24 protein-coding genes are annotated in these 24,488 nt (G+C 71.8%); 13 read left to right on the top strand and 11 right to left on the bottom strand.

Annotation, left to right across the window (positions count from 1 at the left end):
* Positions 1 to 79: 79 nt before the first annotated feature.
* Together mptB (SM447_RS19145) and mptB (SM447_RS19140) are read left to right on the top strand one after the other, a co-directional pair.
* The gene (gene mptB / locus SM447_RS19145) at positions 80 to 1,492 is read left to right on the top strand and encodes a polyprenol phosphomannose-dependent alpha 1,6 mannosyltransferase MptB (RefSeq protein WP_474574181.1); all 1,413 of its coding nucleotides are present in this window, start codon (positions 80 to 82) and stop codon (positions 1,490 to 1,492) included.
* A gap of 16 nt (positions 1,493 to 1,508) precedes the next feature.
* Positions 1,509 to 3,152 (top strand): polyprenol phosphomannose-dependent alpha 1,6 mannosyltransferase MptB, encoded by a 1,644-nt coding sequence (mptB, locus tag SM447_RS19140; protein ID WP_474574180.1) that lies wholly within the window; start codon positions 1,509 to 1,511, stop codon positions 3,150 to 3,152.
* Between the two features lie 133 nt (positions 3,153 to 3,285).
* On the opposite strand, the gene SM447_RS19135 is transcribed toward mptB (SM447_RS19140), so the two are convergent.
* From SM447_RS19135 to glnA, 3 genes are all read right to left on the bottom strand, one after another.
* Positions 3,286 to 4,263, bottom strand: a complete 978-nt coding sequence (locus SM447_RS19135; RefSeq protein WP_474574179.1) for a hypothetical protein — start codon at positions 4,261 to 4,263, stop codon at positions 3,286 to 3,288.
* Positions 4,264 to 4,339: 76 nt separating this feature from the next.
* Positions 4,340 to 4,699 carry a PadR family transcriptional regulator gene (locus tag SM447_RS19130; protein WP_474574178.1) on the bottom strand — a complete coding sequence of 120 codons (360 nt, stop codon included), beginning with the start codon at positions 4,697 to 4,699 and terminating at the stop codon, positions 4,340 to 4,342.
* A 97-nt stretch (positions 4,700 to 4,796) separates the two neighbouring features.
* On the bottom strand, positions 4,797 to 6,221 hold the full coding sequence (gene glnA, locus SM447_RS19125; protein WP_474574177.1) for a type I glutamate--ammonia ligase: 1,425 nt from the start codon (positions 6,219 to 6,221) through the stop codon (positions 4,797 to 4,799).
* 288 nt (positions 6,222 to 6,509) lie between these two features.
* On the opposite strand from glnA, the gene SM447_RS19120 reads away from it, so the two are divergent.
* Positions 6,510 to 6,908, top strand: a complete 399-nt coding sequence (locus SM447_RS19120) for an RDD family protein (protein ID WP_474574176.1) — start codon at positions 6,510 to 6,512, stop codon at positions 6,906 to 6,908.
* A 54-nt stretch (positions 6,909 to 6,962) separates the two neighbouring features.
* Here SM447_RS19120 and SM447_RS19115 read toward each other — a convergent pair whose 3' ends face one another.
* The gene (locus tag SM447_RS19115) at positions 6,963 to 7,652 is read right to left on the bottom strand and encodes a DUF4191 domain-containing protein (protein WP_474574175.1); all 690 of its coding nucleotides are present in this window, start codon (positions 7,650 to 7,652) and stop codon (positions 6,963 to 6,965) included.
* Positions 7,653 to 7,847: 195 nt separating this feature from the next.
* Here SM447_RS19115 and SM447_RS19110 point away from each other — a divergent pair, with 195 nt between their 5' ends.
* Both SM447_RS19110 and SM447_RS19105 read left to right on the top strand, forming a co-directional pair.
* The gene (locus SM447_RS19110) at positions 7,848 to 8,018 is read left to right on the top strand and encodes a hypothetical protein (protein ID WP_474574174.1); all 171 of its coding nucleotides are present in this window, start codon (positions 7,848 to 7,850) and stop codon (positions 8,016 to 8,018) included.
* A gap of 121 nt (positions 8,019 to 8,139) precedes the next feature.
* Complete coding sequence (locus tag SM447_RS19105; RefSeq protein WP_474574173.1) at positions 8,140 to 11,022, top strand: helix-turn-helix transcriptional regulator; 2,883 nt, start codon at positions 8,140 to 8,142, stop codon at positions 11,020 to 11,022.
* Positions 11,023 to 11,132: 110 nt separating this feature from the next.
* Here the strand turns inward: SM447_RS19105 and lipA are convergent, their stop codons facing one another.
* Positions 11,133 to 12,125 (bottom strand): lipoyl synthase, encoded by a 993-nt coding sequence (lipA, locus tag SM447_RS19100; RefSeq protein ID WP_474574172.1) that lies wholly within the window; start codon positions 12,123 to 12,125, stop codon positions 11,133 to 11,135.
* A gap of 473 nt (positions 12,126 to 12,598) precedes the next feature.
* Here lipA and aspS point away from each other — a divergent pair, with 473 nt between their 5' ends.
* Positions 12,599 to 13,885: an aspartate--tRNA(Asn) ligase gene (gene aspS, locus SM447_RS19095; RefSeq protein WP_474574171.1), complete on the top strand. Its 1,287-nt coding sequence runs from the start codon at positions 12,599 to 12,601 to the stop codon at positions 13,883 to 13,885.
* Between the two features lie 170 nt (positions 13,886 to 14,055).
* On the opposite strand, the gene lipB is transcribed toward aspS, so the two are convergent.
* Both lipB and SM447_RS19085 read right to left on the bottom strand, forming a co-directional pair.
* Positions 14,056 to 14,700, bottom strand: coding sequence for a lipoyl(octanoyl) transferase LipB (gene lipB, locus SM447_RS19090; protein WP_474574170.1), 645 nt, complete (start codon positions 14,698 to 14,700; stop codon positions 14,056 to 14,058).
* An 87-nt stretch (positions 14,701 to 14,787) separates the two neighbouring features.
* Positions 14,788 to 16,608 carry a DUF6311 domain-containing protein gene (locus SM447_RS19085; protein WP_474574169.1) on the bottom strand — a complete coding sequence of 607 codons (1,821 nt, stop codon included), beginning with the start codon at positions 16,606 to 16,608 and terminating at the stop codon, positions 14,788 to 14,790.
* Positions 16,609 to 16,855: 247 nt separating this feature from the next.
* Between SM447_RS19085 and SM447_RS19080 the strand changes: the two genes are divergently transcribed.
* Entirely contained in the window at positions 16,856 to 18,097 is a 1,242-nt protein-coding gene (locus tag SM447_RS19080; RefSeq protein WP_474574168.1) for an extracellular catalytic domain type 1 short-chain-length polyhydroxyalkanoate depolymerase, read from the top strand.
* 97 nt (positions 18,098 to 18,194) lie between these two features.
* On the opposite strand, the gene SM447_RS19075 is transcribed toward SM447_RS19080, so the two are convergent.
* Together SM447_RS19075 and SM447_RS19070 are read right to left on the bottom strand one after the other, a co-directional pair.
* On the bottom strand, positions 18,195 to 19,094 hold the full coding sequence (locus SM447_RS19075; protein WP_474574167.1) for a TIGR01777 family oxidoreductase: 900 nt from the start codon (positions 19,092 to 19,094) through the stop codon (positions 18,195 to 18,197).
* A gap of 47 nt (positions 19,095 to 19,141) precedes the next feature.
* Positions 19,142 to 20,149, bottom strand: coding sequence for an aldo/keto reductase (locus SM447_RS19070; RefSeq protein WP_474574166.1), 1,008 nt, complete (start codon positions 20,147 to 20,149; stop codon positions 19,142 to 19,144).
* Between the two features lie 176 nt (positions 20,150 to 20,325).
* On the opposite strand from SM447_RS19070, the gene SM447_RS19065 reads away from it, so the two are divergent.
* From SM447_RS19065 to SM447_RS19050, 4 genes are read left to right on the top strand one after another with little or no spacing between them, the layout of a single operon-like run.
* Positions 20,326 to 20,607 carry a hypothetical protein gene (locus SM447_RS19065; protein WP_474574165.1) on the top strand — a complete coding sequence of 94 codons (282 nt, stop codon included), beginning with the start codon at positions 20,326 to 20,328 and terminating at the stop codon, positions 20,605 to 20,607.
* Between the two features lie 3 nt (positions 20,608 to 20,610).
* On the top strand, positions 20,611 to 20,871 hold the full coding sequence (locus tag SM447_RS19060; protein WP_474574164.1) for a hypothetical protein: 261 nt from the start codon (positions 20,611 to 20,613) through the stop codon (positions 20,869 to 20,871).
* Complete coding sequence (locus tag SM447_RS19055; protein ID WP_474574163.1) at positions 20,868 to 21,530, top strand: hypothetical protein; 663 nt, start codon at positions 20,868 to 20,870, stop codon at positions 21,528 to 21,530. The genes SM447_RS19060 and SM447_RS19055 overlap by 4 nt, the downstream gene beginning before the upstream one ends.
* Positions 21,520 to 21,951, top strand: coding sequence for a hypothetical protein (locus SM447_RS19050; protein ID WP_474574162.1), 432 nt, complete (start codon positions 21,520 to 21,522; stop codon positions 21,949 to 21,951). Before SM447_RS19055 ends, SM447_RS19050 begins: the two co-directional genes overlap by 11 nt.
* 50 nt (positions 21,952 to 22,001) lie before the next feature.
* Here SM447_RS19050 and SM447_RS19045 read toward each other — a convergent pair whose 3' ends face one another.
* Together SM447_RS19045 and SM447_RS19040 are read right to left on the bottom strand one after the other, a co-directional pair.
* The gene (locus SM447_RS19045; RefSeq protein WP_474574161.1) at positions 22,002 to 23,168 is read right to left on the bottom strand and encodes a helix-turn-helix domain-containing protein; all 1,167 of its coding nucleotides are present in this window, start codon (positions 23,166 to 23,168) and stop codon (positions 22,002 to 22,004) included.
* A complete protein-coding gene (locus SM447_RS19040; protein WP_474574160.1) occupies positions 23,165 to 23,290 on the bottom strand; it encodes a hypothetical protein in 126 nt (41 codons plus the stop codon). Before SM447_RS19040 ends, SM447_RS19045 begins: the two co-directional genes overlap by 4 nt.
* 190 nt (positions 23,291 to 23,480) lie before the next feature.
* Here SM447_RS19040 and SM447_RS19035 point away from each other — a divergent pair, with 190 nt between their 5' ends.
* Positions 23,481 to 24,248, top strand: a complete 768-nt coding sequence (locus SM447_RS19035) for a DUF5753 domain-containing protein (protein WP_474574159.1) — start codon at positions 23,481 to 23,483, stop codon at positions 24,246 to 24,248.
* Positions 24,239 to 24,430 (top strand): DUF397 domain-containing protein, encoded by a 192-nt coding sequence (locus SM447_RS19030; RefSeq protein ID WP_474574158.1) that lies wholly within the window; start codon positions 24,239 to 24,241, stop codon positions 24,428 to 24,430. Before SM447_RS19035 ends, SM447_RS19030 begins: the two co-directional genes overlap by 10 nt.
* Positions 24,431 to 24,488: the final 58 nt, after the last annotated feature.

The following is a 24,488-nucleotide window of genomic DNA, read 5'->3' as shown; positions in this document are numbered from 1 at the left end:
CCGGCGTGAGGTGTGGTCCGCGCCCGCCGGGCGATGCCCACCTCCATACCGCGCTCACGGTACTGGCAGCATGGCGGGCGTGCCCCATCACCTCGTGCGCTGGACCGGACTGGCCGGATCGATCATGCTCGCCGTGGCGGCGTTCCTCGGTGGCGCCCTGCCCGACGGAGACCTGCGGCCCAACCCGGTCAAGATCTGGCTGGGCCCGAACGGGCCGCTGATCATCGGGCTGTGGTTGTTCGGCACCGCCGCCATGGCGGTGGCCTGGTGGACGCTGCGCGAGCGGGTGCCGTCGGTCCGGTGGGCGCTGGTCACCGCCGGGCTCTGGGTACTGCCGTTCCTGGTCACCCCGCCGCTGGGCAGCCGGGACGCCTACGCGTACGCCTGCCAGGGCGCCAGTTACGCCAACGGCATCAGCCCGTACGAGTACGGGGTCTCCACGCTGCCCTGTCCCTGGCTGGACACCATGTCGTACATCTGGCGGGACACCCCGGCGCCGTACGGACCGCTGTTCGTGGTGCTCTCCGGCGCGGTGGTCGCCGCGACCGGTTCGCTGATCGGCAGCATCGCGCTGTTCCGGGTACTCGCCGTGGCCGGCGTGGTGCTCACCGCGGCGTGCCTGCCGGTGCTGGCCCGCCGCTGCGGCGTACCGGTCGAGCGCGCCCTCTGGCTCGCCCTGGCCAGCCCGCTCGTCGGCGTACACCTGATCTCCGGGGTGCACAACGACGCGATGATGGTCGGGCTGCTGGTCGCCGGGCTGGCCGTGGTGGTCACCTGGCCGGGCCGTACCTGGCCGCTGCTGGCCGGTGGGGTGGTGCTCGGTCTGGCCGCCGGGATCAAGGTGACGGCACTGGTGGTGGTCCCGTTCGCGGCGCTCGCCGCGATCGCCGGCGGGTTCTCCCTGCGCGGGCTGCTGCGCGACGGCACGCCGGTGGTCGGTGGCGCGGTGGCCACGCTGTTCGGCGTGACCTTCGCCGCCGGTCTGGACCTCGGCTGGATCACCGGGCTGGCGCACGGCAACGAGGTCGTCGCCTGGACCTCACCGCCGACCGCCGTCGGGCAGACCGTCGGGTACCTGGCACTGCCGTTCGGTCTGCACATCGACGCGTTGCCGGTGACCCGGGGCATCGCCGTGGTGGTGCTGGCGGCGCTGCTGGTGTGGCTGTGGTTCCGGGCCCGCTACCGCGACCCGCTGTGGCACGCCGCGTTGGCGCTGACCGCGACGGTCGCGCTGGCCCCCCTGTTCCACCCCTGGTACTGGTTCTGGCCGCTGGCGCTGCTCGCCGCCACCGCGCAGCGCATCTGGTGGTTCAGCGCGGTGACCGTGTTCGCCGCCTTCCAGGTGCTGGCCGACGGCACCGGGTTGCCCCGCTACACCAAGACCGTGGGTGCGCCGCTGATGACGCTGTTCGTGATCGTGGTGGCGGTTCGCTTGGTACGGTCGGCCCAGGCGGCCCGGGCGGCGGCCCGCCAACCGGTTCCCGTCGAGTAGAGCAGAGGTAGCGCCGGTGACCGATTCCGGCGCTCACCCGAACCCCGAGCCCGGCTCCCGGCCGTTGTCCCGCCCCGAGCCCGGCTCCCGGCCGTTGTCCCGCCCCGAGCCCGGCTCCCGGCCGTTGTCCCGCCCCGAGCCCGACCCCCGGCCCTCGTCCCGCCCCCGCTCCGAGTTCCAGGCGGTCAGGGACCGGGTCGCCGGGCGCGAGTCCGACGCTCGGGCTGTCGGACGCCGCGACCGGGTCGTTCGCTACGCCGGGCTGGCGGGGGCGCTGCTGCTGGCCGTGGCCGGGTACCTCGGCGGTGCGTTGCCCGGTGCCACCACCACCCGGGTCTGGAACTCCGGGTACGGTCCGCTCACCGTGCTGCTCTGGCTGGCCGGCACCGGTGCCATGGTCGGCGCCTGGTGGGCGCTGCGCGGCGGTGCCCCGTCGACCCGATGGGCCTGCGTCACCGCCGGGGCGTGGGCGCTGCCACTGCTGGTCACCGCACCGCTGGGCAGCAGGGACGTCTACTCGTACGCCTGCCAGGGCTGGGTGTACGCCAGCGGCGGCGACCCGTACGCCACCGGAGTGGGCGCGGCCGGCTGCCCGTGGATCGAGACGGTCGCGCCGGTCTGGCGGGACACCCCGGCACCGTACGGGCCGTTCTTCGTCCTGCTCGCCGCGCTGGCCGCGGCCCTCGGCGGCGGGCTGGTCGGCACGGTGGTGCTGCTGCGGGTGCTGGCGGTGGCGGGAGTGCTGGCGGCGGCCGCCTGCCTGCCCGGTCTGGCCCGGGCGGCCGGTGTGCCGCCCCGGCGGGCGGCCTGGCTGCTGCTGGCCTGCCCGCTGGTCGGCGTGCACCTGGTGGCCGGCGCGCACAACGACGCGGTGATGCTCGGCCTGCTGCTACCCGCCCTGCTGATGCTGCTCCACCGCCCCGCTCGGCCCGGGTGGCTGGGGCCGGTCGGTGGGCTGCTGGTCGCGGGGGTGCTGCTCGGGTTGGCGGTGTCGGTGAAGGCGACCGCCGTGGTGGTGCTGCCGTTCGCCGCGCTGGCCGCCGTGCGGGGCCGCCGCACCGTGACGGCGTTGCTGCGTGACGGTGGCCTGCTGGCCGTCGGGGTGCTCGGTGGGCTGCTCATTCCCTCGCTGCTGTCCGGTCTCGGACCGGGTTGGCTGGGCGGCCTCGGACGCAGCGGTGACACCGTGCAGTGGACCTCGCCGCCGACCGCTGTCGGCATGGTGGTCGAGTACGCCGGAGAACTGGCCGGACGGCAGATCGTCGCGGTGCCGGTGACCCGCGTCCTCGGGTTGGTGCTGCTGGCCGCGCTGCTGGTGCTGCTCTGGTCCCGCACCTGGTCCGCGGAGGCGGAGGCCGAGGCGGGGACACGGGTGGTGTTGGTGGGGGCGGGGGTCGCCCTGGTGGCGACGGTGCTGCTCGCGCCGGTGTTCCATCCCTGGTACGCGACGTGGCCGCTGGCGCTGCTCGCGGTGGCGGCGACCCGGACCGCCTGGTTCGTGCTGCCGTGCGGGCTGGCCGCCTTCCTCACCCTGCCGGACGGCACCAACCTGGCCCGGTTGACCAAGGCCCCGGGCGCGATCGCGATGACCGTCCTGGTACTCGCCACGCTCATCTGGTCCCTGCGTTGGCTGCGCCGGCAACCAACCCCGCCCGACTAGTCCTCGGCGCGCCCACACGACCGAACCGTGGCAGTAAAGGCGCTCGACACGCCGCTGCGGAAGCACCGAAACTGCCACGAATGCCGGTCACCGCCCCTCCCGGCACCGGGGGCGCGGTGCCGGGAGGGGCTTGTCAGCGGCGGGCACCGCAGGTGGGGCAGGGTTCGGTGGCGTTGCCGCCGACCCGACGTCGCAGGGCGACGACGGCCGGCAGTACGGCCGGCCCGAGCAGCCCGACGACGAGGGCGGCACCGACCAGGGTCGGATAGGTCGGACGCGGAGCACCGCTGAGACCGTCCACGGCGCCGGCCAGGATGTGCACGTTGAGCAGCCCGACCGGCGTCAGTAGGGCCACCACCGCCCAGCCGCCCCGCCAGTCCCGGCGCATGCCCAGGCCCACAGCGAGCACCAGCGCCACCACCAGCAGCACCGCCCCGGCCGCCGGGAGCAGTTGTTCGGACGTCCATCGGTACGAGCCCCAGTAGAGCTTGTTGCCGGCACCGGCAGCGAATGCGCCGCCACCCGCCGCTGCCATGATCGGGAGCACACGAGCCGGCAACGGCAGGCGACTGTCGACGGCCAGCGCCAGCACTCCGAGGGCGACGTGCGGCACCAGCACCAGCAGCGGCGGCCGGGGTAGCCCGGCGACCGGGCTCACCAGGAGAACCGCTGCGGTGGCCAGCACCGCCCCCGCGATGGCGATCCGAGTGCGTCGGCCCGGTGCGACGAGCGCGAGGATCGCCGCCGCCAGCCAGGCGACCCACGCGACGATGCCTGTCGACGTGAACGGGCCGAACACCGGCACGCCCGCCTCGGCGGGTGGTGGGCTCTGCTCGACGAGTGCCCAGAAGCCGGCCAGGAAGGCGGCGGTGGTCAGCGCGAGCAGCGCCGCCAGGCGTACCCCGGGAACCAGGTCGGTGGCGCCGGCGGCCCGCAGCCGCTGGCGGAGACCGCCCCGCACGAGGTCGGCGACGTCCGCGAGGGAGGGCCAGCGCCGGCCCGGGTCAGCCAGGTCGAGGTACGTCCCGACGATCTCGTCGCCCCGGTCGTGGCGGTATTCCGTCGGGTACGCCCGCAGCAGGTGCCGGTAGCGACGCTCCAAGGTGCTCATGCCGACCCTCCGCTTCGCCGCGTGCCGGCCTGAGGCACCGGCGCACCGTGTTGATGATTCGCTCGCTGACGCTCGCTCATGCCAACCCTCCGGCGGTACGCGGGGTGAGCGGCTGCACCGCGCGGGCACGCAGCCGGGCGGTGGCGGCCTCGACGTTGCGGCGCAGCCGCTCGGTCTCGGCGGCGAGCGTGGCGTCCCCGGTGGGGGAGAGGCGGTAGTAACGGCGCAGCCGACCGTCGACGGTCTCCTCCCGGTCGAGTTCGACCAGGCCGGCGTCGGTGAGCCGGTCCAACGCGCCGTAGAGGGTGCCGGGGCGTAGCGACAACCGCCCGTCGGAGAGGGCCGCGACCTCGCCGATGATCGCGTACCCGTGCATCGGCTCGCGGGCGAGCGCGGTCAGGATGAGGAAGGTGGGTTCGCGCAGCGGTGTGTCCACGCGCTCAATATATCGGACGCGAAGGTATCGGGTGGCCCGTAACGCCGCGGGCCGGCTCCGCGAGGTGCGGAGCCGGCCCGGACGGCGCTGAGCTGGATCAGCAGTCGAAGTACATGGCGAACTCGTGCGGGGTCGGGCGCAGACGCACCGGGTCGACCTCGTTGGCCCGCTTCCAGTCGACCCAGGTGGAGATCAGGTCGGGGGTGAAGACGCCGCCGTCGAGCAGGTAGTCGTGGTCGGCCTCGAGAGAGTCCAGCACCGCCGGCAGGGAGCCCGGCACCTGCTTGACGTCGCCCCACTCCTCCGGCGGGAGGTCGTAGAGGTCCTTGTCGATCGGCGCCGGCGGCTCGATCTTGTTCTTGATGCCGTCCAGGCCGGCCATCAGCATCGCCGAGAAGGCGAGGTAGACGTTGGCCGACGGGTCCGGCACCCGGAACTCGACCCGCTTGGCCTTCGGGTTGCTGCCGGTGACCGGGATGCGGGTGCAGGCGGAGCGGTTGCGCTGCGAGTAGACCAGGTTGACCGGCGCCTCGAAGCCGGGGACCAGACGACGGTACGAGTTGACCGTCGGGTTGGTGAAGGCCAGCAGCGACGGCGCGTGGTGCAGCAGGCCACCGATGTACCAGCGGGCGGTGTCGGAGAGGCCGGCGTAGCCGGTCTCGTCGTAGAACAGCGGCTCACCGTTGAGCCAGAGGCTCTGGTGGGTGTGCATGCCGGAGCCGTTGTCCCCGAAGAGCGGCTTCGGCATGAAGGTCGCGGTCTTGCCGGCGGCCCAGGCGGTGTTCTTCACGATGTACTTGAAGAGCTGGAGCTGGTCACCGGCGTGCAGCAGGGTGGAGAACTTGTAGTTGATCTCCGCCTGGCCGGCAGTGCCGACCTCGTGGTGCGAGCGCTCGACCGTGAAGCCGGTGTCGATCAGCCGGCGGACGATCTGGTCGCGCAGGTCGGCGTAGTGGTCGACCGGCGGCACCGGGAAGTAGCCGCCCTTGTACGCGGTCTTGTAGCCGCGGTTGCCGCCCTCCTCCTCGCGGCCGGTGTTCCAGGCGCCCTCGATCGAGTCGATGTAGTAGTAGGCCTGGTGCGCGGAGGTCTCGTGGCGGATGGAGTCGAAGATGTAGAACTCCGCCTCGGGGCCGAAGTAGGCGGTGTCGGCGATGCCGCTGGCGGCCAGGAAGGCCTCGGCCTTCTTCGCCACGTTGCGCGGGTCACGCGAGTACGCCTCGCGGGTGAACGGGTCGTGGATGAAGAAGTTCAGCGCGAGGGTCTTCTGCGCGCGGAACGGGTCGATGAAGGCGGTGGCGACGTCCGGGAGCAGGAGCATGTCCGACTCGTGGATCGCCTGGAAGCCCCGGATCGACGACCCGTCAAAGGCGAGACCGTCGGTGAAGAAGTCGTCGTCGACGGACTCCACCGGCAGGTTGAAGTGCTGCATGACGCCGGGTAGGTCACAGAAACGAACGTCGACGAACTTCACGTCCTCGTTCTTGAGGTAACGCAGGAGTTCCTCGGGATTGGCGAACACTCGTCCTCCTGGCACGTCCACGGGTAGCTAGGCTCCTGGCGACGCTATGGCCGTGCGGTTGCCCGGCCATGTCTCCAGTGTTTCTGCCGTGTTACGTCCCTCGCGTTGGGTCACCTCGACGCCTCGATGCGGGCACCGAGGTCCGAGGAACTGGTCCGGCTGTGCCAGTGTAGTGAAACTTGCTGACATTGGTCCCTTTTGGCGTTACGCGTCAGGACCCCGACCCGGGACTTCACCGCACGGCGGGCCTGGGTCCGGGCGGACGCCGACGCTGGCTAGGCTCGTCCGGTGACCACCCAGCCGCGCCCCTCGCCACCGCCCGCCACGGATCCCGACTTCGTCCGGGGCGACCTGGGCCGCCGCTTCGGGGCGCTGGTCATCGACTGGATTCTCTGCCTGCTCGCGTCGGGCCTGTTCGCCAGCCCCGCTCGGGACGCCTGGGCGCCCGTGCTGGTGCTGATCCTGTTGTACGGCCTCTTCCTCGGCCTGTTCGCCCAGACCCCCGGCATGTACCTGACCCGGATCCGCTGCGTCGACTGGACCGACGGCGGGCGCATCGGACTGCTCCGGGCCCTGCTCCGCGGAGTGCTGCTGGCCCTGGTCGTCCCCGCCCTGCTGATGGACCAGCACCGACGCGGCCTGCACGACCGCCTCACCGGCTCGGTGGTTGTCCCAGTGCCCCGCTGACCCACCGTCAGGAAGCGAACTGGGGCTGGCCGGCCACGGGCGGCGTGGTGGGAGTCAGCGGCCGCGCGACTGGCGGAACGCGCCCTTGGGCGGGCGGAGGTTCTTGGGGATGGCGCCCTTGGGCATCTGGGGACGGGCGGTGAGCGCCTTGAGGCGCTTGTCCAGGGAGTTGACGTCCTTGCCGCTCAGGTTGCGGGGCAGCCGCATCAGCGTCATCCGCAGCTTGCGGATCGGCAGCTCGCCCTCTTCCTGGCCGATGACGTAGTCGTAGAGCGGCGCGTTGCCGATCACCTTGGCCAGCCGGCGCTTCTCCTGGCCGAGCAGGCCGCGAACCCGCTGCGGGTTGCCCTCCGCCAGAAGGATCACGCCGGGCCGGCCGATGACCAGGTGGACCATGTCCATCTGGGTGGTCGAGCTGACCGCCGGGGAGACCCGCCAGTCGCCGCGCATGTTCTCCATGATCTGCGCGGCGGCGCCCGGCTGGCCCTCGGCCGCGTTCATCATTGCCCGGTTCGACCGGAGGTTGAGCACGATCAACAGGCAGAGCAGGGCGAACAGGATGCCCAGCGGCAACCAGAGCCAGCCCCAGAGCGCGACCGCCACCACGGTCAGCGCGAGCGGGATCAGCACCGCGCCGGTGGCCATCGGAGCGAACCACTTGTCCTGCTTGGCGGTGAACCGGAACACCAACCCGATCTGCTTCAGCCGCTGGCCGAACGAGACCTTCTCCTGGGGCTTTGCCATGACGTCGAGTCTAGTGGTCGCGCGCCGCACCGTTGATCCGCGGCCGGCTGAGTACCTTACGACCCCACCGTGCCCCCTCAGGCGGGGCGTAAGGAGGGCGAGTGGGCACAGATCAGGCGGCGTGCTCATGCCCCGGCGCCACCTTCGCGAGCAGAGTCAGAGTCACCAGTTGACGACGATCGCGAGGAGCACGACATGTTCAACCACGACGCGGAGCTGCTGCTCACCCTGCACCGCACGCACGCCGCGGAGCTGCGCGCCGACGCTGCCCAGGACCGCCTGGCGCGGTCCCTGCCGCACCGGTCCGTACGCGGCTGGCTCAACCGCCGGCATCACCGGGCGCGTGGCGGGCTGGCACCCCGCTGAGCGCGGACGTGGGGCGGGACCAACGGCCCGAGACGAGGTACGCCTCCCGTCCCGGCACCGGTAGCGGTGCCGGGACGGCGGCCGGCGGGCCGTCGGGGACGGGCGTGGCATGCTCGGTGCCGTGACCATCCGTACCACCAGCACCGTCCTTGTCGGCCGCGAGCGTGAGATGGGGCGACTGCGCGAAGCGGTCGCCCTCGCCCGTGCCGGTGAGCCGGTCACCCTCCTGGTCGGTGGCGAGGCCGGGGTCGGCAAGACCCGGCTGCTGGAGGAGTTCGGCCGTTCCGTCGGCGACGACGCCCGCCTGCTGGTCGGCCAGTGCCTCGAACTCGGCGAGGCCGGCCTGCCGTTCGCCCCGTTCGCCGCGGTCCTGCGGGCGGTGCTGCGCCGCGACGGCACCGGCGTGCTCGACGGGTACGACGCCGAGTTCGCCCGCCTGCTGCCGGAACTGGTCCGCCCGGCGGGTGCCACCGCGCCCGCCGCCGGACCTCCCTCGGACGCCCCTCAGGGCTACCTTTTCGACCTGGTCGCCCAGTTGTTCGGTCGGCTCGCCGCCGAACAGCCCCTCGTCCTGGTGATCGAGGATCTGCACTGGGCCGACCGGTCGACCCGCGACCTCATCGGCTTCCTGGTGCGTGCGGCCCGTACCGGACGGCTGCTGTTGATCTGCACCTACCGCACCGACGAGCTGCACCGGGGCCACCCGCTGCGGCCCTTCCTGGCCGAGCTGGACCGGGCCCGGGGCGTCGAGCGGATCGAGCTGTCCCGACTGGAGCGGGACGGCACCGGTGCGGTCCTCGCCGGGCTGCTCGGCACCGAGCCCGCCGCCCGGGCGGTCGACGACATCCACGACCGTACGCAGGGCAACCCGCTGTTCATCGAGGAACTGGCCGCCGCCGGCAGCCCGATCGGCTGCGCCGCGCTGCCGGAGACCCTGCGCGACCTGCTGCTGGCCCGGGTTGACCGGCTGCCCGAGACGGCCCAGCGGGTGCTGCGGATCGCCGCGGCCGGCGGCAACCGCCTGACCCACCAGCTCCTCGCCGAGGTCGCCGGGCTGCCCGAGCCGGAGCTCGACGACGCGCTGCGGGCCGCCGTCGCCGCCCAACTGCTGGTCGCCGACCCGGACGGCGACTACGAGTTCCGACACGCGCTGGTCCGCGAGGCGGTCCACGACGAGCTGCTGCCCGGCGAGCACGCCCGGCTGCACGCCCGGTTCGCCGCAGCCGTCGAGGCCCAGCCGCACCTGGTCGCCGCCGGCCGGGCGCCGGCCGAGATCGCCCACCACTGGTACGCCGCCCACGACCATCCCCGGGCGCTGGTGACCGCCCGGGTGGCCGCCTGTGCCGCTGCCGACCGGTACGCGTACGCGGAGCAGACCCGGCTGCTGGAACGGGTGCTGGAACTGTGGGAGCTGGTGCCCGACGCCGCCGACCGGCTCGGCATGGATCACCTCGCGGTGCTGGAGGAGACGCTCGGCGCGGCGACCACGGCCGGTGACTACCAGCGCGCGCTGACCCTGACCCGGGCCGCCCTGGACGAGGTGGACACTTCGGCGCAGCCGCTGCGCGCGGCGCGCCTGCTGGACCGGCGTGGCCGGATGCTGGCCATGCTCGGCAAGAGCGACGGCGCGACCGAACTGCGCGAGGCGTACCGGCTGGTGTCGGAGGTGCCGGACGGCCCGGAGCGACTGCGACTGCTCGCCGACCTCGCCGATCACCTGGCCCGCATCGACCATGCCGACGCGGCCCGGATCGCCGCCGAGGTGGTGACCGCGGCGCAGGTCGACGGTGCTGACTGCGCTCTGCTGTCGGTGCAGTTGGCGGTGCTGCGACGCCGGGAGGGCGAGGCGGATCTCGGGCTGGCGGAGCTGCGCCGCTGCGAGGCTCTGGCCCGCGCCACCGGGGAGGCGTCGGCGCTGGTCAGCGCGCTGGTGCACATCTCCGACGTGCTGTTCGAGCTGGGCCGGTACGCCGAGTCGGCGCAGGCCGCGGCCGACGGGGTGAGCGAGGCGCGTCGGGTCGGCATCAGCCGGTCCACCGGGGCGTACCTGCTCTCCAACCGGGCGGAGGCACTGCTGGCGTTGGGGCGCTGGGCGGAGGCCGACCAGGTGTGCGCCGAGGCGGCCCGGCTCGACCCGCCGGGCGTCTCCGGGCTGCACTGGCTGCAACTGCGGGCGATGCTGCGCCTGGCCCAGGAGCATCCCCGCGCCGACGAGACAGTCGCTCGGGCGCTGGGCTACCTCACCAAGCCGTACCTGCATCCGCACAACCGGCTGCCACTGCACCAGTTGCGGTTGGCGGCCGCGCTCGCCGCCGACGACCGGGACGAGGCGCGGCGGGCCACGGCGGCGAGCCTGACCGACCCGACGATCGCCCGGTACCCGCGCTACGGCTGGCCGCTGTTGGCCGCCCAGGCCCGGGCCGCCCGGTACATCGGTGACGAGGCCCTCACCGCCGAGGTCGCCGCGCTGGCCGGCACCGTCGCGGCCCGGTTTCCCGCCGAGCGGGCGTACGCCGCCGAGGTCGCCGCCGTCGTGGCACCCGGCACCGACGCGCTCACCGCCTGGCGGGCGGCGGTCGCCGCCTGGCGCGCCGCCGGCCAGCCCGGTGAACTGGCGCGGGTGCTGCTGGGCCACGCCGAGGCGGCGGCGGGCGCGGGGGAACGTGACGAGGTCGGCGCGGCGGTGGCCGAGGCGGCCGCGCTCGCCGGCGGGCTCGCCGCGACCCGACTCGCCGACCAGGCGGCCACCCTGGCCCGCCGCGTCGGTCTGCGCGGTGCGGGCCGGGGCCGCCCCGGCGCGGATCTGCTGACCGAGCGGGAACGGGAGGTGCTGCGCCTGGTCGCCGCCGGGCACAGCAACAGCCGCATCGCCGAGCAACTGTTCATCTCGCCCAAGACGGCCAGCGTGCACGTCTCGCGGATCATCGCGAAGCTGGACGTGACCAACCGCGTCGAGGCCGCCGCGCTCGCCCACCGCCTCAACCTGCTCCCCGACCTGCCCTGACCCCCACACCCTGCGCGATCTTGCACTCTTGGTCGGTGCATATGCCGCATACGCCGCAGAATGGCGGCGAAAGTGCGAGATCGACGGCTGAGGGTCTGGGCTGAGGGCTGTCAGCGGGTGGTCAGGGTGACGGTTTCGCGGGCGGCGAGGGCCTGCTGGTAGAGGCGGCCGGCGCGGTAGGAGGAACGCACCAGGGGGCCGCTCATCACGCCTGCGAAGCCGATCTCCTCGGCCTCCTCGCGCAGCTCGACGAACTCCTCCGGCTTGACCCAACGCTCCACCGGATGGTGCCGGGGGGAGGGGCGGAGGTACTGGGTGATGGTGATCAGCTCACAGCCGGCGGAGTGCAGGTCACGCAGCGCCTGGGAGATCTCGGCGCGCTCCTCGCCCAGGCCCAGGATCAGGTTGCTCTTGGTGACCAGACCGTCGGCGCGGGCCTGCCCGATGACGTCCAGGGAACGCTCGTAGCGGAAGGCCGGCCGGATCCGCTTGAAGATCCGGGGAACCGTCTCCACGTTGTGCGCGAGCACCTCCGGCCGGGCGCCGAAGACCTCGGCGAGCTGCTCGGGGACCGCGTTGAAATCGGGGATCAGCAGCTCGACGCCGCAGCCGGGCTGCAGGGCGTGGATCTGCCGGACGGTCTCGGCGTAGAGCCAGGCACCCCCGTCGGGCAGGTCGTCGCGGGCGACGCCGGTGATCGTGGCGTACCGCAGGCCCATCGACACCACCGACTCGGCGACGCGACGCGGCTCGTCGGCGTCGAACTCGGCCGGCTTGCCGGTGTCGATCTGGCAGAAGTCGCAGCGGCGGGTGCACTGGTCACCGCCGATGAGGAAGGTCGCCTCGCGGTCCTCCCAGCACTCGTAGATGTTGGGGCAGCCGGCCTCCTGGCACACCGTGTGCAGCCCTTCGCGGGCGACCAGCCCGCGCAGTTGGGTGTACTCCGGGCCCATCTTGGCCTTGACCTTGATCCACGGGGGTTTGCGCTCGATCGGCGTCTCGGCGTTGCGGGCCTCGATCCGCAGCAGCCGCCGCCCCTCGGGGGCGGGCGTCGCGGTACGCGCGGCCTGGCCGGTCGTCGGCGCGGAGTGCTCGATCGTCACAAAACGAGCCTACGCCGGACGGCGGCCGTCGATGAACGGCGGGCGACCGCCGTCACCCCGGAAATCCTGTGACACCGGACACCGGGGACGGGAAAAGCGGGTCACACGGCGGCGGTGGGTGGTGTTAGCGTGCCTGACACGAAGCGACGACGGAGCCGAGTAGCGTCCCGTTCCGCCAGTTGAAGAGAGCCGCCGGTTGCTGTGAGGCGGTCTGGCACCGGGCCCGCGAAGACCCTCCCGAGCTGCGGGAAGAACAGCGTCCGGTGAAAGGAAGGGCCCCCTCTTAACGCCTGCGGTAGAGGAAGGGCCCCCTCCTAACACCCGCGCCCAGTAGAGCCCGCCCGGCTGGCCCCGGTGAAAAGGCGACGAATGAGGCTTCCGTCCAGGCGGAAGCGAAGGTGTGGTGGCACCGCGAGGCTCCCGCTCGCCCACACCTCCCGGGGATCGCGTTGCGATTTGTCGAGGAGGTAGCCATGCAACGCATCCTGTCCGACCAACTCACGCCGCACGTCGGGCGTACCGTCCGGATCGCCGGCTGGGTCCATCGCCGCCGGCTACTCAAGTCGGTGGCCTTCCTGATCGTCCGGGACGCCGCCGGCCTCGCCCAGGTGGTCGTCACCGACCCCGTGGTACGCGCCGAGGTCGAGGCGCTGCCCGAGGAGACCGTCGTCGAGGTGGTGGCCACCGTGGTCGCCAACGCGGCGGCACCCGGCGGGCTGGAGCTGATCGACCCGACGGTACGGCCACTCGGCCCGCCCGCCGAACCACCACCGTTCGACCTCTACCGGCCCGACCTGGCCGCCACCCTGCCGACCCAGCTCGACCACGCCCCGGTCGCGCTGCGCCATCCGACCCGGTCGGCCGCGTTGCGGATCTCGGCGGCGGCCGTGGCGGGCTTCCGGGCCGCGCTGGACACCCGGCGCTTCGTGGAGATCCACACGCCGAAGGTGGTCGCCTCGTCCACCGAGAGCGGGGCGAACGTCTTCGCCCTCGACTGGTTCGGCCGGCCCGCGTACCTGGCCCAGTCGCCGCAGTTCTACAAGCAGCTCATGGTCGGGGTGTTCGAGCGGGTCTACGAGGTCGGGCCGGTGTTCCGCGCCGAGCCGCACGACACCGTGCGACACCTGGCGCAGTACACCTCGCTCGACGTCGAACTGGGTTTCGTCACCGACCACCGGGACGTGATGGCGGTGCTGCGGGACACCCTCGCGGGAATGCTCGACGCGGTCAACGACCGGGCATCCGGCGCGCTGGCCACCCTCGGCGTCGCGGTGCCGGCGGTGCCGGAGCAGATCCCGGCGGTGCACTTCACCGAGGCGCTACGGATCGCCGGTGCTCCGGCCGACGAACCCGACCTGGCACCCGCGCACGAACGCGCGCTGGGGGAGTGGGCTCGGCGTGAGCACGGGTCGGAGTTCCTCTTCGTCACCGGGTACCCGATGGTCAAGCGGCCCTTCTACACCCATCCGGACCCGGCTCGGCCGGGCTACTCGAACGGCTTCGACCTGTTGTTCCGGGGTCTGGAGCTGGTCACCGGCGGGCAGCGGCTGCACCGGTACGCCGACTATCTGGCCGCGCTGTCCGACCGTGGTGAGCCGGTGGAGCCGTACGCCGGCTACGTGGACGCCTTCCGGCACGGCATGCCGCCGCACGGCGGCTTCGCCATCGGCCTGGAACGTCTCGTCGCCCGCCTGACCGGCGCCCCCAACATCCGCGAGGTCACCCCCTTCCCCCGCGACCTCCACCGCCTAACCCCCTAACCCTCCCCTCCCTTCCCTTCTCCTCCCGCCCCGCCTGTCCAGCCCTGCGTTGATCATGAAGTTGTTGTCGCCGACGTCGGCGTGGCGCGGGCAACAACTTCATGATCAACCGGGTGGGCGCCGGGCGCCGGGCGGCGGTGGGCGGTGGAGGCGTGGGTGGGGTGGGGTGGTCAGGGGGTGGGGAGGAGGGTGGGGAGGTGGCGTTCGACGACGGGGAGGACGTCGGCGACGGTGATCGGGCGGCCCAGCTCGACGGTGAGGGAGGTGACGCCGGCGTCACGGATGCCGCACGGCACGATCCGGTCGAAGTACGCCAGGTCGCAGTCGCAGTTGATGGCGAAGCCGTGCAGGGTGACGCCTCGGGCCACCCGGATGCCGATCGCGGCGACCTTGCGCTCCGGGCCCCGGTCGTCGGCCGGCACCCAGACACCGCTGCGGCCCTCGACCCGCCCCGAGGCCAGGCCGAACTCGGCGCACACGTCGATCAGCAACTGCTCGACCCGCCGCACGTACGCGACCACGTCGACCGGGTCGGGCAGGCGCAGGACCGGGTAGCCCACCAACTGGCCCGGGCCGTGCCAGGTGATCTTTCCGCCCCGGTCCACGTCGATCACCGGGGTGCCGTCGACCGGACGGTCCCACGGCTCGGTGCGCTTGCCGGCGGTGTAGACGCTCGGGTGCTCCAGCAGCAGCACGGTGTCGCCGTGCCCGTCGGAGACCACCGCCTCGTGCAGGCGGCGCTGCTCGTCCCAGGCGGCGGCGTAATCGAGGACACCGGCGCGTACGGCCGTCAGGCCGGAGGTCGTCGCGGTCACCTGTCCAGCCTAGACCCGTACCCGCTGGTTACCTGTGGTGAGCCGGCTCACCGCCGGACCTGCCGGCTCACCGCCGAGCCTGCCGGTTTACCGCTGGACCCGCCAGACCCAGACGTCCTCGACCCGTTCCGGCTCCCCGAGCAGCAGCACCAGGGTGCGCCGGATGGCCTCCTCGTCGACCGGCCACTTCGCGCCGTGCACCTCGTCGGCGAGCACCACCGTCTCGATCCGCCAGTGCTCCAGGTCGGCCTGGACCTCCTCGCGGGTGCCGGCGGTGACGATCGGCGGCAGGCCGGTGCGGGCGGCCTGGTCCAGCAGGGCGCCGAACGGGCGCGGCACCGGACCGATGCGTCCCCGGTCGTCGGGGCCGCCGGGGCCGAGGAAGAACCCGGACGGGATGGCGAACTCGCCCTGCCGGTTCGCCAGCGCGTACGCCTGCCACCGCTGGCCGTCGGGGTAGACGTCCAGGGCGAGCGGTGCCGGGGTCAGCACGCCACCGGGGGAGACGTGGTCCCGCCAGGCACCGGAGGTGATGAAGCGCGGGATCGGCTCACGTTCGCTGGTCAGCAGTGGGGTCGGGAAGAGCGGCACCAGGGCCACCGCGAATGCCACCGTCCAGGCCACCGCCGCCGGGCGGGACGGCGGTCGGCGACGCAACCGGTCCACCGCGTACGCCAGCAGCAGGCCGATCACCGGCGTCACCACCAGCGCGAACCGGGCGGGCAGCGCGGCGTTCACCACCGGCAGGTGACCGAGCAGCTCGAACGGCATCGGCAGGTCGGTGCGCCGGCCGTCGACCTTGGCCACCGGCCCGAAGGAGAGTGCGGTGAAGACCACCGCGACGATCCCGAGTGCCCACAGGGTCGCCCGTCGGCGCGCGCCAGCGCCCCGCCACAGCAGTACGAAGCAGCCGAGGGCGAGCACCAGCAACGGCAGCCCGAAGAAGGAGTTCTCCTCCGTGGGGTTCGGTGCCAGTGAGGTGCCGAACCCGGCCTCGCCCGCCAGTGAGCGGCGCGGATAGGCGGCGTACGCCGCGATGTCCTCGGAATGGATCACCGCGTCGAAGCCGGTGCCGTGGAACCGCTGCGGCCCGGCGAAGTGCAGCCACAGCGGGTAGGCCAGCAGCACCCCGGCGACCACCGCGGTCACCGCCAGCCCACGCAGGAAGGACGGCAGGACCGCCCGGGCCTCGGCGCGGTTGGCCGGGTGCACCGCCCAGACGGCGACGAAGAGTCCGAGCGCCAGCGCGGTGAAGAAGAGCCCCTCGGCGGCGATCGAGAAGGCGACAGCGACCAGTACGCCGAGGATGGCCCCGTCGCGCAGCCAGTGGCCCGGCCGGCGCAGCGCGAACAGCCGCCACACCAGCAACGGCACCAGCCAGCCGGCGGTCCAGTTCAGGTGGGCGTTGGCGTGCGAGACCATCCCGGGGGAGAAGCCGATGAACAGCCCGCCGACCGCGGCGGCGAGCGGGCTGCGGACCAGGTGCCGGGAGAGCAGCCAGTACCAGGCGACGGCGGTCGCGGCCAGGTTGAGGGTGAGGATCACCAGGAAGGTGGCCGGCGGACCGATCAGGTACGTCAGCGGGGCGAAGACCACCGCGTACACCGTGATCGAGGTGTTGACCGCGAGGTTCACCCCGTCCGGGACGTTGATCAGATAGGTGAACAGGGGGTTCTCCCCGTGGGTCACCGCGTGCCCGCCGAAGGCCAGCAGCCACTCGAACAGCGCCTGGTCGCTGGAGTTGACGGTGATCGCGCGCCCGTTCGGGTCGATCCACAGCCCACTGGTCACCCAGCCGGCGAGCGCCAGCGCGACCAGCACCACGATCAGGTCGACGCGGCGGTCGCGAGCGACCCGTGACGGTGACGGCGAGGCGGGCGCGGAGGCCACGGACGGGGAGGTGGGCACCTAGCGGACGTTACCAACCGCACCGGTACACGCCGGTCAGACCCGGCACCTCCGGATGCAAGGAAGGGGCCCTTATTAACGCCTCGTGTATCAAAAGGGCCCCTTTCTAACGCTCGTCGCGCTCAAGACGTCCCGCCACACTCGGACATCGACGAATGTGTGCACGGCCGCCATGTCATCGGGACGACACAACTGCGTAACGTCGCGGCAATCATTCGTGATCCAGCTCACACCCATGGAGGCTCTCGTGCGCCGCACCCGTACCCGGCTCGCCGGTGCGCTGGCCGGGCTGGTCCTGGCCACCACCGCGCTGGCGGCCGTCGCCGCGCCCGCCCAGGCCGCGTCCCTGACCCAGGTCACCGGCTTCGGCTCCAACCCCGGCAACCTTGCCATGTACGCGTACCGGCCGGACAACCTGCCCACCGGCGCGCCGGCCGTGGTGCTGCTGCACGGCTGCGCCCAGAACGCCAGCGGCTACTTCACCAACTCCGGCTGGCAGAAGTACGCCGACCAGTGGCGGTTCGCGCTGATCGTGCCGGAGCAGCGCTCCGCCAACAACTCCAGCTCCTGCTTCAACTGGTTCGAGACCGGCGACACGACGCGGGGGCAGGGCGAGGCGCTGTCCATCAAGCAGATGGTCGACCACGCCCGGTCGGCGTACGGCACGGCCGCCAACCGGGTCTACGTCAGCGGGCTGTCGGCCGGCGGGGCGATGAGCGCGACGATGCTCGCCACCTACCCGGACGTCTTCGCCGGTGGCTCGATCATCGCCGGGGTACCGCACCGCTGCGCCACCAGCATGGTCAACGCCTTCTCCTGCATGAGCCCGGGCGTGGACAAGACCCCGGCGCAGTGGGGCGACCTGGTCCGCAACGCCCACCCCGGCTACTCCGGTGCCCGTCCGAAGGTGGCGATCTGGCACGGCACCAGTGACTACACCGTGGCCACGGCGAACGCCACCGAGTCCCGCGACCAGTGGACCAACGTGCTCGGCGTCTCGCAGACGCCCACCAGCACCCGGCAACTGCCGGCCGGCACCAGCGTCGAGGTGTACGGCAACGACGTGGTCCGCGTCCACCGGGTCTCCGGCATGGGGCACGGCACCCCCGTCGACCCGGGCTCCGGGGCCGACCAGTGCGGCACCGCCGCCGCGTACTTCCTGGACACCATCTGTTCGACGTACCACGACGCGCTCTTCTTCGGCCTGAACGGCGGCACCACCCCGACCCCGACCCCGACCACGTCACCCACCCCGACCGCGTCACCCACCCCGACCGCGTCACCCACGCCGACGGCGAGCCCGAGCCCGACCGGCACCCCGACCTGCGTCACCGCCAGCAACTACGCCCACGTCACCGCCGGCCGCGCCTACCACTCCGCCGGCTACGCCTACGCCACCGGCTCGAACCAGCAGATGGGCCTCTACAACACCTTCTACACCACCACCCTGCGTCAGACCGCCCCCAACCACTGGGTCATCGGCTGCTGACCGGCTCCCGCGCTGTTGACCATGAAGTTGTTGTCGCGCCACGCCGAGCCCAGCGACAGCAACTTCATGATCAACGAAGCAGGGGGAGGGGGATCGGTCAGTCGTGTAGGGCGGCGTGGAGGGCGGTGGGAAGGTCGGGGTGGCGGAAGGTGAACTGGGCGCGGTTCAGCACACCGGGGAGGACTCGGGTGCTGGTCAGGGCCTCCTGGGCGAAGCCACCCAGGGCCACCTTCAGGGCCAGCGCCGGGATCGGAATCACCGCGGGGCGGTTCAGCTGGTGGGCCAGCTCGCGGGTGAACTCGGCGTTGGTGACCGGAGCCGGACCGACCACGTTGACCGGCCCGGCGAGGTCGGCGCGGGCCAGCAGGAACGTGGTGGCGTTGAGCCAGTCGGTCATCGAGATCCACGGGATCCACTGCCGCCCGCTGCCCAGCCGGCCGGCGATGCCCAGCTTGAACGGCAGCAGCTGCGGCTTGAGCAACCCGCCGTCACGGTGCAGCGGCAGCCCGGTACGCAGCCGCACCACCCGTACCCCGGCGTCCTCGGCCGGCCGGGTGGCCGCCTCCCACACCCGGGCCACGTCGGCGAGGAAACCCTCGCCGGCCGGCGCGTCCTCCTCGACCACCCGGTCGCCGGTGTTGCCGTACCAGCCGATCGCCGAGGCGTTCAGCAGCACCTCCGGCCGGTCCGCCGCCGGCAGGCCGGCGATGGTGGTGGCCAGGGTGCTGGTGGTGTCCACCCGACTGGACCGGATCAGCTGCCGGTACCGGTCGTTCCAGCGCCGGTCGCCGACACCGGCACCGGCCAGGTTGACCACCGCGTCGGCCTCGGCGACCAGCGCCGGGTCCAACTGCGCCGCCGACGGCGACCATCGTCGCTCGTCGGCGGCGCGCGGCGGCCGTCGTACCAGCCGGGTCACCTGGTGCCCGTCGGCGACGAGCAGGTCGACCAGCCGGGTGCCGAGGAAGCCGGACGCGCCGGCCATCAGGATCCGCATGCCCTACATTTTCGGGTACGCGGGGCGAATCGGCCGCGTCGAGTCGGTCACGCCCGCGTGGCGGACCCGGCCGGACGCAACTCCGACAGGTGCCGCTCGACCTCGGCAAAGGCGTCGGCGGGCAGCGGCCCCAGGCTGAGCACCCGGGTGTTCTCCTCGACCTGCGCCACCGTCCGGAAGCCGGGAATTGGCACCGTACGCGGGCTGCGAGCCAGCAGCCAACCGAGCGCGCCCTGGGCGAGGGTACGACCGTCGGCGGTCAGTGCCGCGCGGACCCGGGCCACCCGCTGCGCCCACTCCGGTGCCGGTCGGCCGTCGGAGAACCACTCCAGCCAGTCCGGTGCCCGCCCCCGCACGTCATCCGCGCCGAGCGTGCGGGTGGCGGTGGTGAGCAGCCCCATCGCCAGCGGCCCCCGGTTGATGCTTGCCAGGTCGTGCTTGTCGCAGACCGCCAGCATGTCGGCGTTGTCCCGCAGCACCGACTGGTCGTGCTGGATGGCCGTGCAGCGCGGGGCGGCCGGTGCGAAGGCCGCGGCCGAGGCGGGGTCGTCGGTGCTCCACCCGTACGCCCGGATCTTGCCCTGGGTGACCATGCTCTCCAGCGTGTCGACCAGGTCGAGCGCGAGTGCCGGGTCCAGGTCGTTCAGGTGTAGCTGGAACAGGTCGACGTGGTCGGTGCCGAGCCGGCGCAGCGATCCTTCCAGGCTGGACACCGCATACTCGGGACGGTGGTCGGTGCCGGTGGCCCGGCGGGTCGCCTCGTCGGAGGTGAAACCGAACTTGGTGGCGATCACCACCCGGTCCCGTCGGCCGGCGAGCGCCCGGCCGAGCACCCGCTCGCTGTGCCCGGCACCGTAGTTGCTGGCCGTGTCGAAGAGGGTGACCCCGTGCTCGATCGCCGCGTGCACGGCCCGCACCGACTCCTCGTCGTCCACCTCACCCCAGCCGTACGGCTGCCCGTCGTCGCCCCACAGCGGCCCGCCGATCGCCCAGCACCCCATGCCGATGGCGCTGACCTCGATCCCGCTGCGACCCAGTTTCCGTGTCATCGTCATGCCGCCCAGCGTCCCGTTTAGAGCGCACTCGAAGTCAAGCGCGCTCACGTGGATGTGGCGGTGGCGCGTACGGAGGCGAGGCCCTCCCCGCTCTGTCGGCAGGGCTGCGGAAGGGGATTCACGTTGGGTAGTGTCTGCGTCGCTACCGAACGTGAAGGATGCCAGCATCCCGCGCAGTGGACCGGAAGGACGGCATGGCCAGCATCGAGCAAGTCAAGGCCGAACTTGCCCAGGCAGCCGAGCAGTGCAATGCGACGACGAACCAGATCCGAGCCGCCATCGAGAGCACCGAGCAGGTGCTCTCCCGACTGCGTGCCGTTGCCGCCGGCACCGGGCATCCGGCGATCTCGGAGGCGATCAGCCGTGCCGAGCAGAGCAAGCAGCGGCTGATCGAGGCGGCCACCGTCCTCCAGGGCAGCACCCAGGCGGCCCGGCAGTACATCAGCGTCCTCGGCTGACCCGTGAGCATCGGCGAGGTCAAGGCGGCTCTCGGAGAAGCCAGCCACCTACTCGACCAGGGCAGGACCACGATCGAGGGAGTCGGTACGGCCCTGGACGAGGTTGCCGGGCTCGTGCTCGCCACCCTGCACGACAGTCGGCGGTCCGAGGCGGAACAGGCGCGCAAAACCATCGCCGAGGCGGTACGCGAGGTGAAGCTGACCCTGCGGACCATCGCGGCGGCACAGGAGAACGGCAACGCGTACCGGAAAGTGCTGGGATGAGCGGCCTGCTCGCCCAGGTCGTCGCGCAACTCAAGTCCGCCATGGACCAACTGGACGCGCTCGCGGTACGCGCCTCCCGGGCCGCCACCGACGTCGCCGAGGCCCACACCCGATACACGATGGTCGGCACGGGCTCCGACCATCCGTCGCTGCGCGCGGCGGTGACCCACAGCCGCACCGGCGCCGACAAGGCCCACCGACTCGCCCGGCTCAGCAGCGAAGCGTCCCGACACGTCGGCGCGTACCTGAACGTCATCGCCCCAGGTGCGGTGCCGCAGCAGGCCACCGCATCCGGACCACCGTCCGGCGAAGACCTCTTGGCGGACAGCGACCGACGCGCTTTGAAGCGCGCGAAGATGAGCGGCTATCTGATCCGTTCTGCGCGGAGAGCGGATGACGTGCAGGAGCATGCCAGCACGGCTACCGATACGATGCAGCGATCGATCAGCACGTTCCGTGATCCAAAAGGGCCCAGCGGGACACACTCGGCCGGGACCACCGCTCCTACCGTCCCACCAGCGTCGCCGAGGGCGAAGATAGATGCTCCGGAAGCCGCAGGAAACCTCGCCGTGCTCGCCGTTCTCGCAGGTGTGGCGGTGAATCGGATCGGGACGGTCATCAGGCAACGGATAGTGAGGTTCAGCGACCGTGGACGTTAACCCGCTGAGTGACTTGATTCGGGCTCTGGCCAGGGCTGACTGGGATGCCGCCGACGCTGTGGCGGCCGATATTGGGCAGCATGGCCTGCGGGGCAGCCTGCGGGTCATCGGTGCTGCGTTCGCCATCGCGGTTCACCGGCACTTCGGAGACGACGCCACCCCGAACGATGTGGCCGCTTTCGTGTCGTCGGCTCGTGCCCAGTACGAGCAGGGCGACACTCTCTCCGCCCTTGAGACGGAGGGTGTCATCCGGGCGGCCCTCGGAGAACCGGAACTGATCGACAACATTTCTGCGGAGACCATCCTGGGAGCCGAGATATTCGTCCTCGGGCAGATTCTCCTTGAGTCGAACCTGAGCCCGGTTGAGCTGGACGAGTTTGTGGCCGAGGCAGAGGAACTCGCCGCCGAACACCTTTCGTAAGCGTCGTTGGGTGTCTACGTGATCGCTGCTCCGGTTGGTGTCGTTGCCCCTTATGAGGTAAGGCCGGCGTGGTTGGCGAGGCGGGTGAGGTCGGCGGGGGTGGGGCCGGCGCGTAGGACGGTGGTGAGTGCGGCGCGGGCGGTGGGGCGGGCGCGGGTTTCGGCGGGAGCGATCTGGTCGGCGGTGACGAGGATGCGCGCGGCGGCGTGATGGTCGCCAAGCGCCAGGTACGTGTGGCTCATGTCGATGAGGTGGGCGGCACGGTGTTCGGCGGGGAGCCGGTGCCAGCCGTCGGTGCGGGTGGCCGTCCGGTGGATGGCGACGGCGAGTGCGTGGTCGCCGAGGATGGTCGCGGCCAGGGCGCGAGCGAGGTTCACGGCGGTCGGCCCGAACCCGTCGCCGTCGGGGTACCCCTTGGCGAGGTGGGCGGCCCGATCGGTGAGGTTGCCGGCGGTGGTGGCGTCGCCGTGGCTGGCGGCGGCGAGGGCGGCTTCGATCATCAGAGTGCCCGCGAGAGCGGCGTGTTTCGGTGGAGCGTCGGACGACAGTGCCGGGTCGAGGTTGCGCAGTGCTGTGGTGGCCACGGCCAACGCCAGTCGGCCCCGTCGCTGGGCACGTAGGGCTTGAGCGAAGGGGATCACGGCGGCGGCGGTGCGTCGCGGGTCGCCGTGGGCGGTGGTCATAGCGCGGTCGGCGGCGAGCCAGGCCAGGTCGGCCTCGCCGAGCTTGACCAGAACCTGAGCGGTGAGGCGGTACACCCGTACCAGCAGGTCCACAGTGGGAGCCGGCGTGTGGCGGGCGGTGGTGAGCAGGTCCGGCAGCATCCGCAGCACCTGGGGGTGCTGGGCGTGCCGGTAGGCGGTGTACGCGTAGGCAACCTGCTGGTCCAGGTCCGCGGCGCAGTCGCCGGAGGTGTCGTAGCGGACCAGCGCTTCGCGTACCCGTTCCACGGCGGCGGCGACCTCGGTGACGGCCGGCTGGCGCGCCCGGCGGTCGACCAGGAGATCGGGAGTGACCCCGAGGACCCGGGCGACGGTTTCGATCACGGAGAGCCGGTCGAGTCGTCGTACGCCGCGCTCGACCTTGTCGACCCAGCTTTTCGACTTGCCGATCCGGTCGGCGAAGACCTGCTGGTTCATTCCCCGGCGGACCCGCAGTTGCGCGACCCGCCGCCCGATCGGCAGCTCACGCCGCTCCTGCCGGCCGGGATTGGTCACCGCCGCGCGCCCGGCGGTACGGCGTCGGTGGACGCGCCGCAACGCGGGCACCACCGTGACTTGACCTTGAAGGCGAACAACCCGGCCAGAAAGCCCAGCATCACGGCACCGAGCAGCAGCATCACCGACTCCTTCGCAGTCTGGAAGGGGCCGCCCCGGTTGCTCGCCCAGAGGCGGCCCCGACAGCGCGACCGGCGATGGGGGCTCCACCGGCTGACGCCGCCTCCCGGAACACTGCTAAGAGCTATGGGATCAGTACACAGCGTTCATGTATGGTGCCGAGAGGTCCGGGACGTCCAGGTAGGAGGCGGGATGAACCACGTACTCCAAGTTGCGATGACTGAAGCTGGGGAGACTGCGGAGAGTCTTGCAGCTCAGACCGGTGTTGATCCGAAGACGGCAGCGCGATGGGTCTCTCCGGGACGTGTGCCGCAACCACGCCGACGTGTGCAAGTGGCAGCGATCCTTGGACGGGACGTAGGTGACCTATGGCCCGATGTCCTAAAGCGGCGTGAGCCTCAATGGCTGCGGGAATGGGTCGACTGGGAGCGGGAGACGGTTGCGCTGCGATGGTTCGAGCACGCCTGGATGCCGGGTCTGCTGCAAACGGAGGCGTACGCACGGGCAACCCTCGCTGGGGAGGCACTGACTCCCGCCGAAATTGACGAGCTGGTCGCCTCTCGCATCGAACGTCAAGGCGTCTTGCGTCGGGAACGTCCGCCGCTGCTGACTGCCGTCATCTTCGAAGGCGTGCTCTATCAGTCGGCGTACGGCGACCGGGCGTTGATGCGCGAGCAGACCGAACACCTTGCGCAATGCGCGACCCTACCCATGGTGCAGGTGCACATCGTGCCGAAGGATGTCGGCATGTACCCGGGCCTCGGCGGGGGATTCATCCTCGCCGAGTTGCCGGACGGCGAGCACGTAGCGCATGTGGACAGTCAGGCCCCCGCGCAGATCCTCAAGCAGCCTGCGGACGTTGCTACGCTGAGCCGGAGGTGGGAACGTATCAGGGGCGAAGCCCTCTCCCGGACCCAATCCCTAGACCTCATCAGGGAAGCGGCAGGATCATGGACATGACCGGTGCGCGGTGGCGCAAGAGCACGAAGAGCGGCAACAACGGTGGCTCCTGCGTCGAGGTCGCCGACAACCTTCCTGGCATCGTCGGCGTCCGTGACTCGAAGGACCGGACGGGTCCGGCGCTGGTCTTCACACCGGGTGCTTGGCGTACGTTCGTCGCCCGTGTCATCGAGCAGAGCTGACCAACCAGCAGGCACGCAAGCTCTCGCCTCGGATGTTGGGTCTAGTTTCTGCACTGCG

This window comes from Micromonospora aridisoli (genome assembly GCF_056150025.1).
Note: the sequence above shows the minus strand (reverse complement) of the source record. Positions and strands in the feature narration are given on the sequence as shown.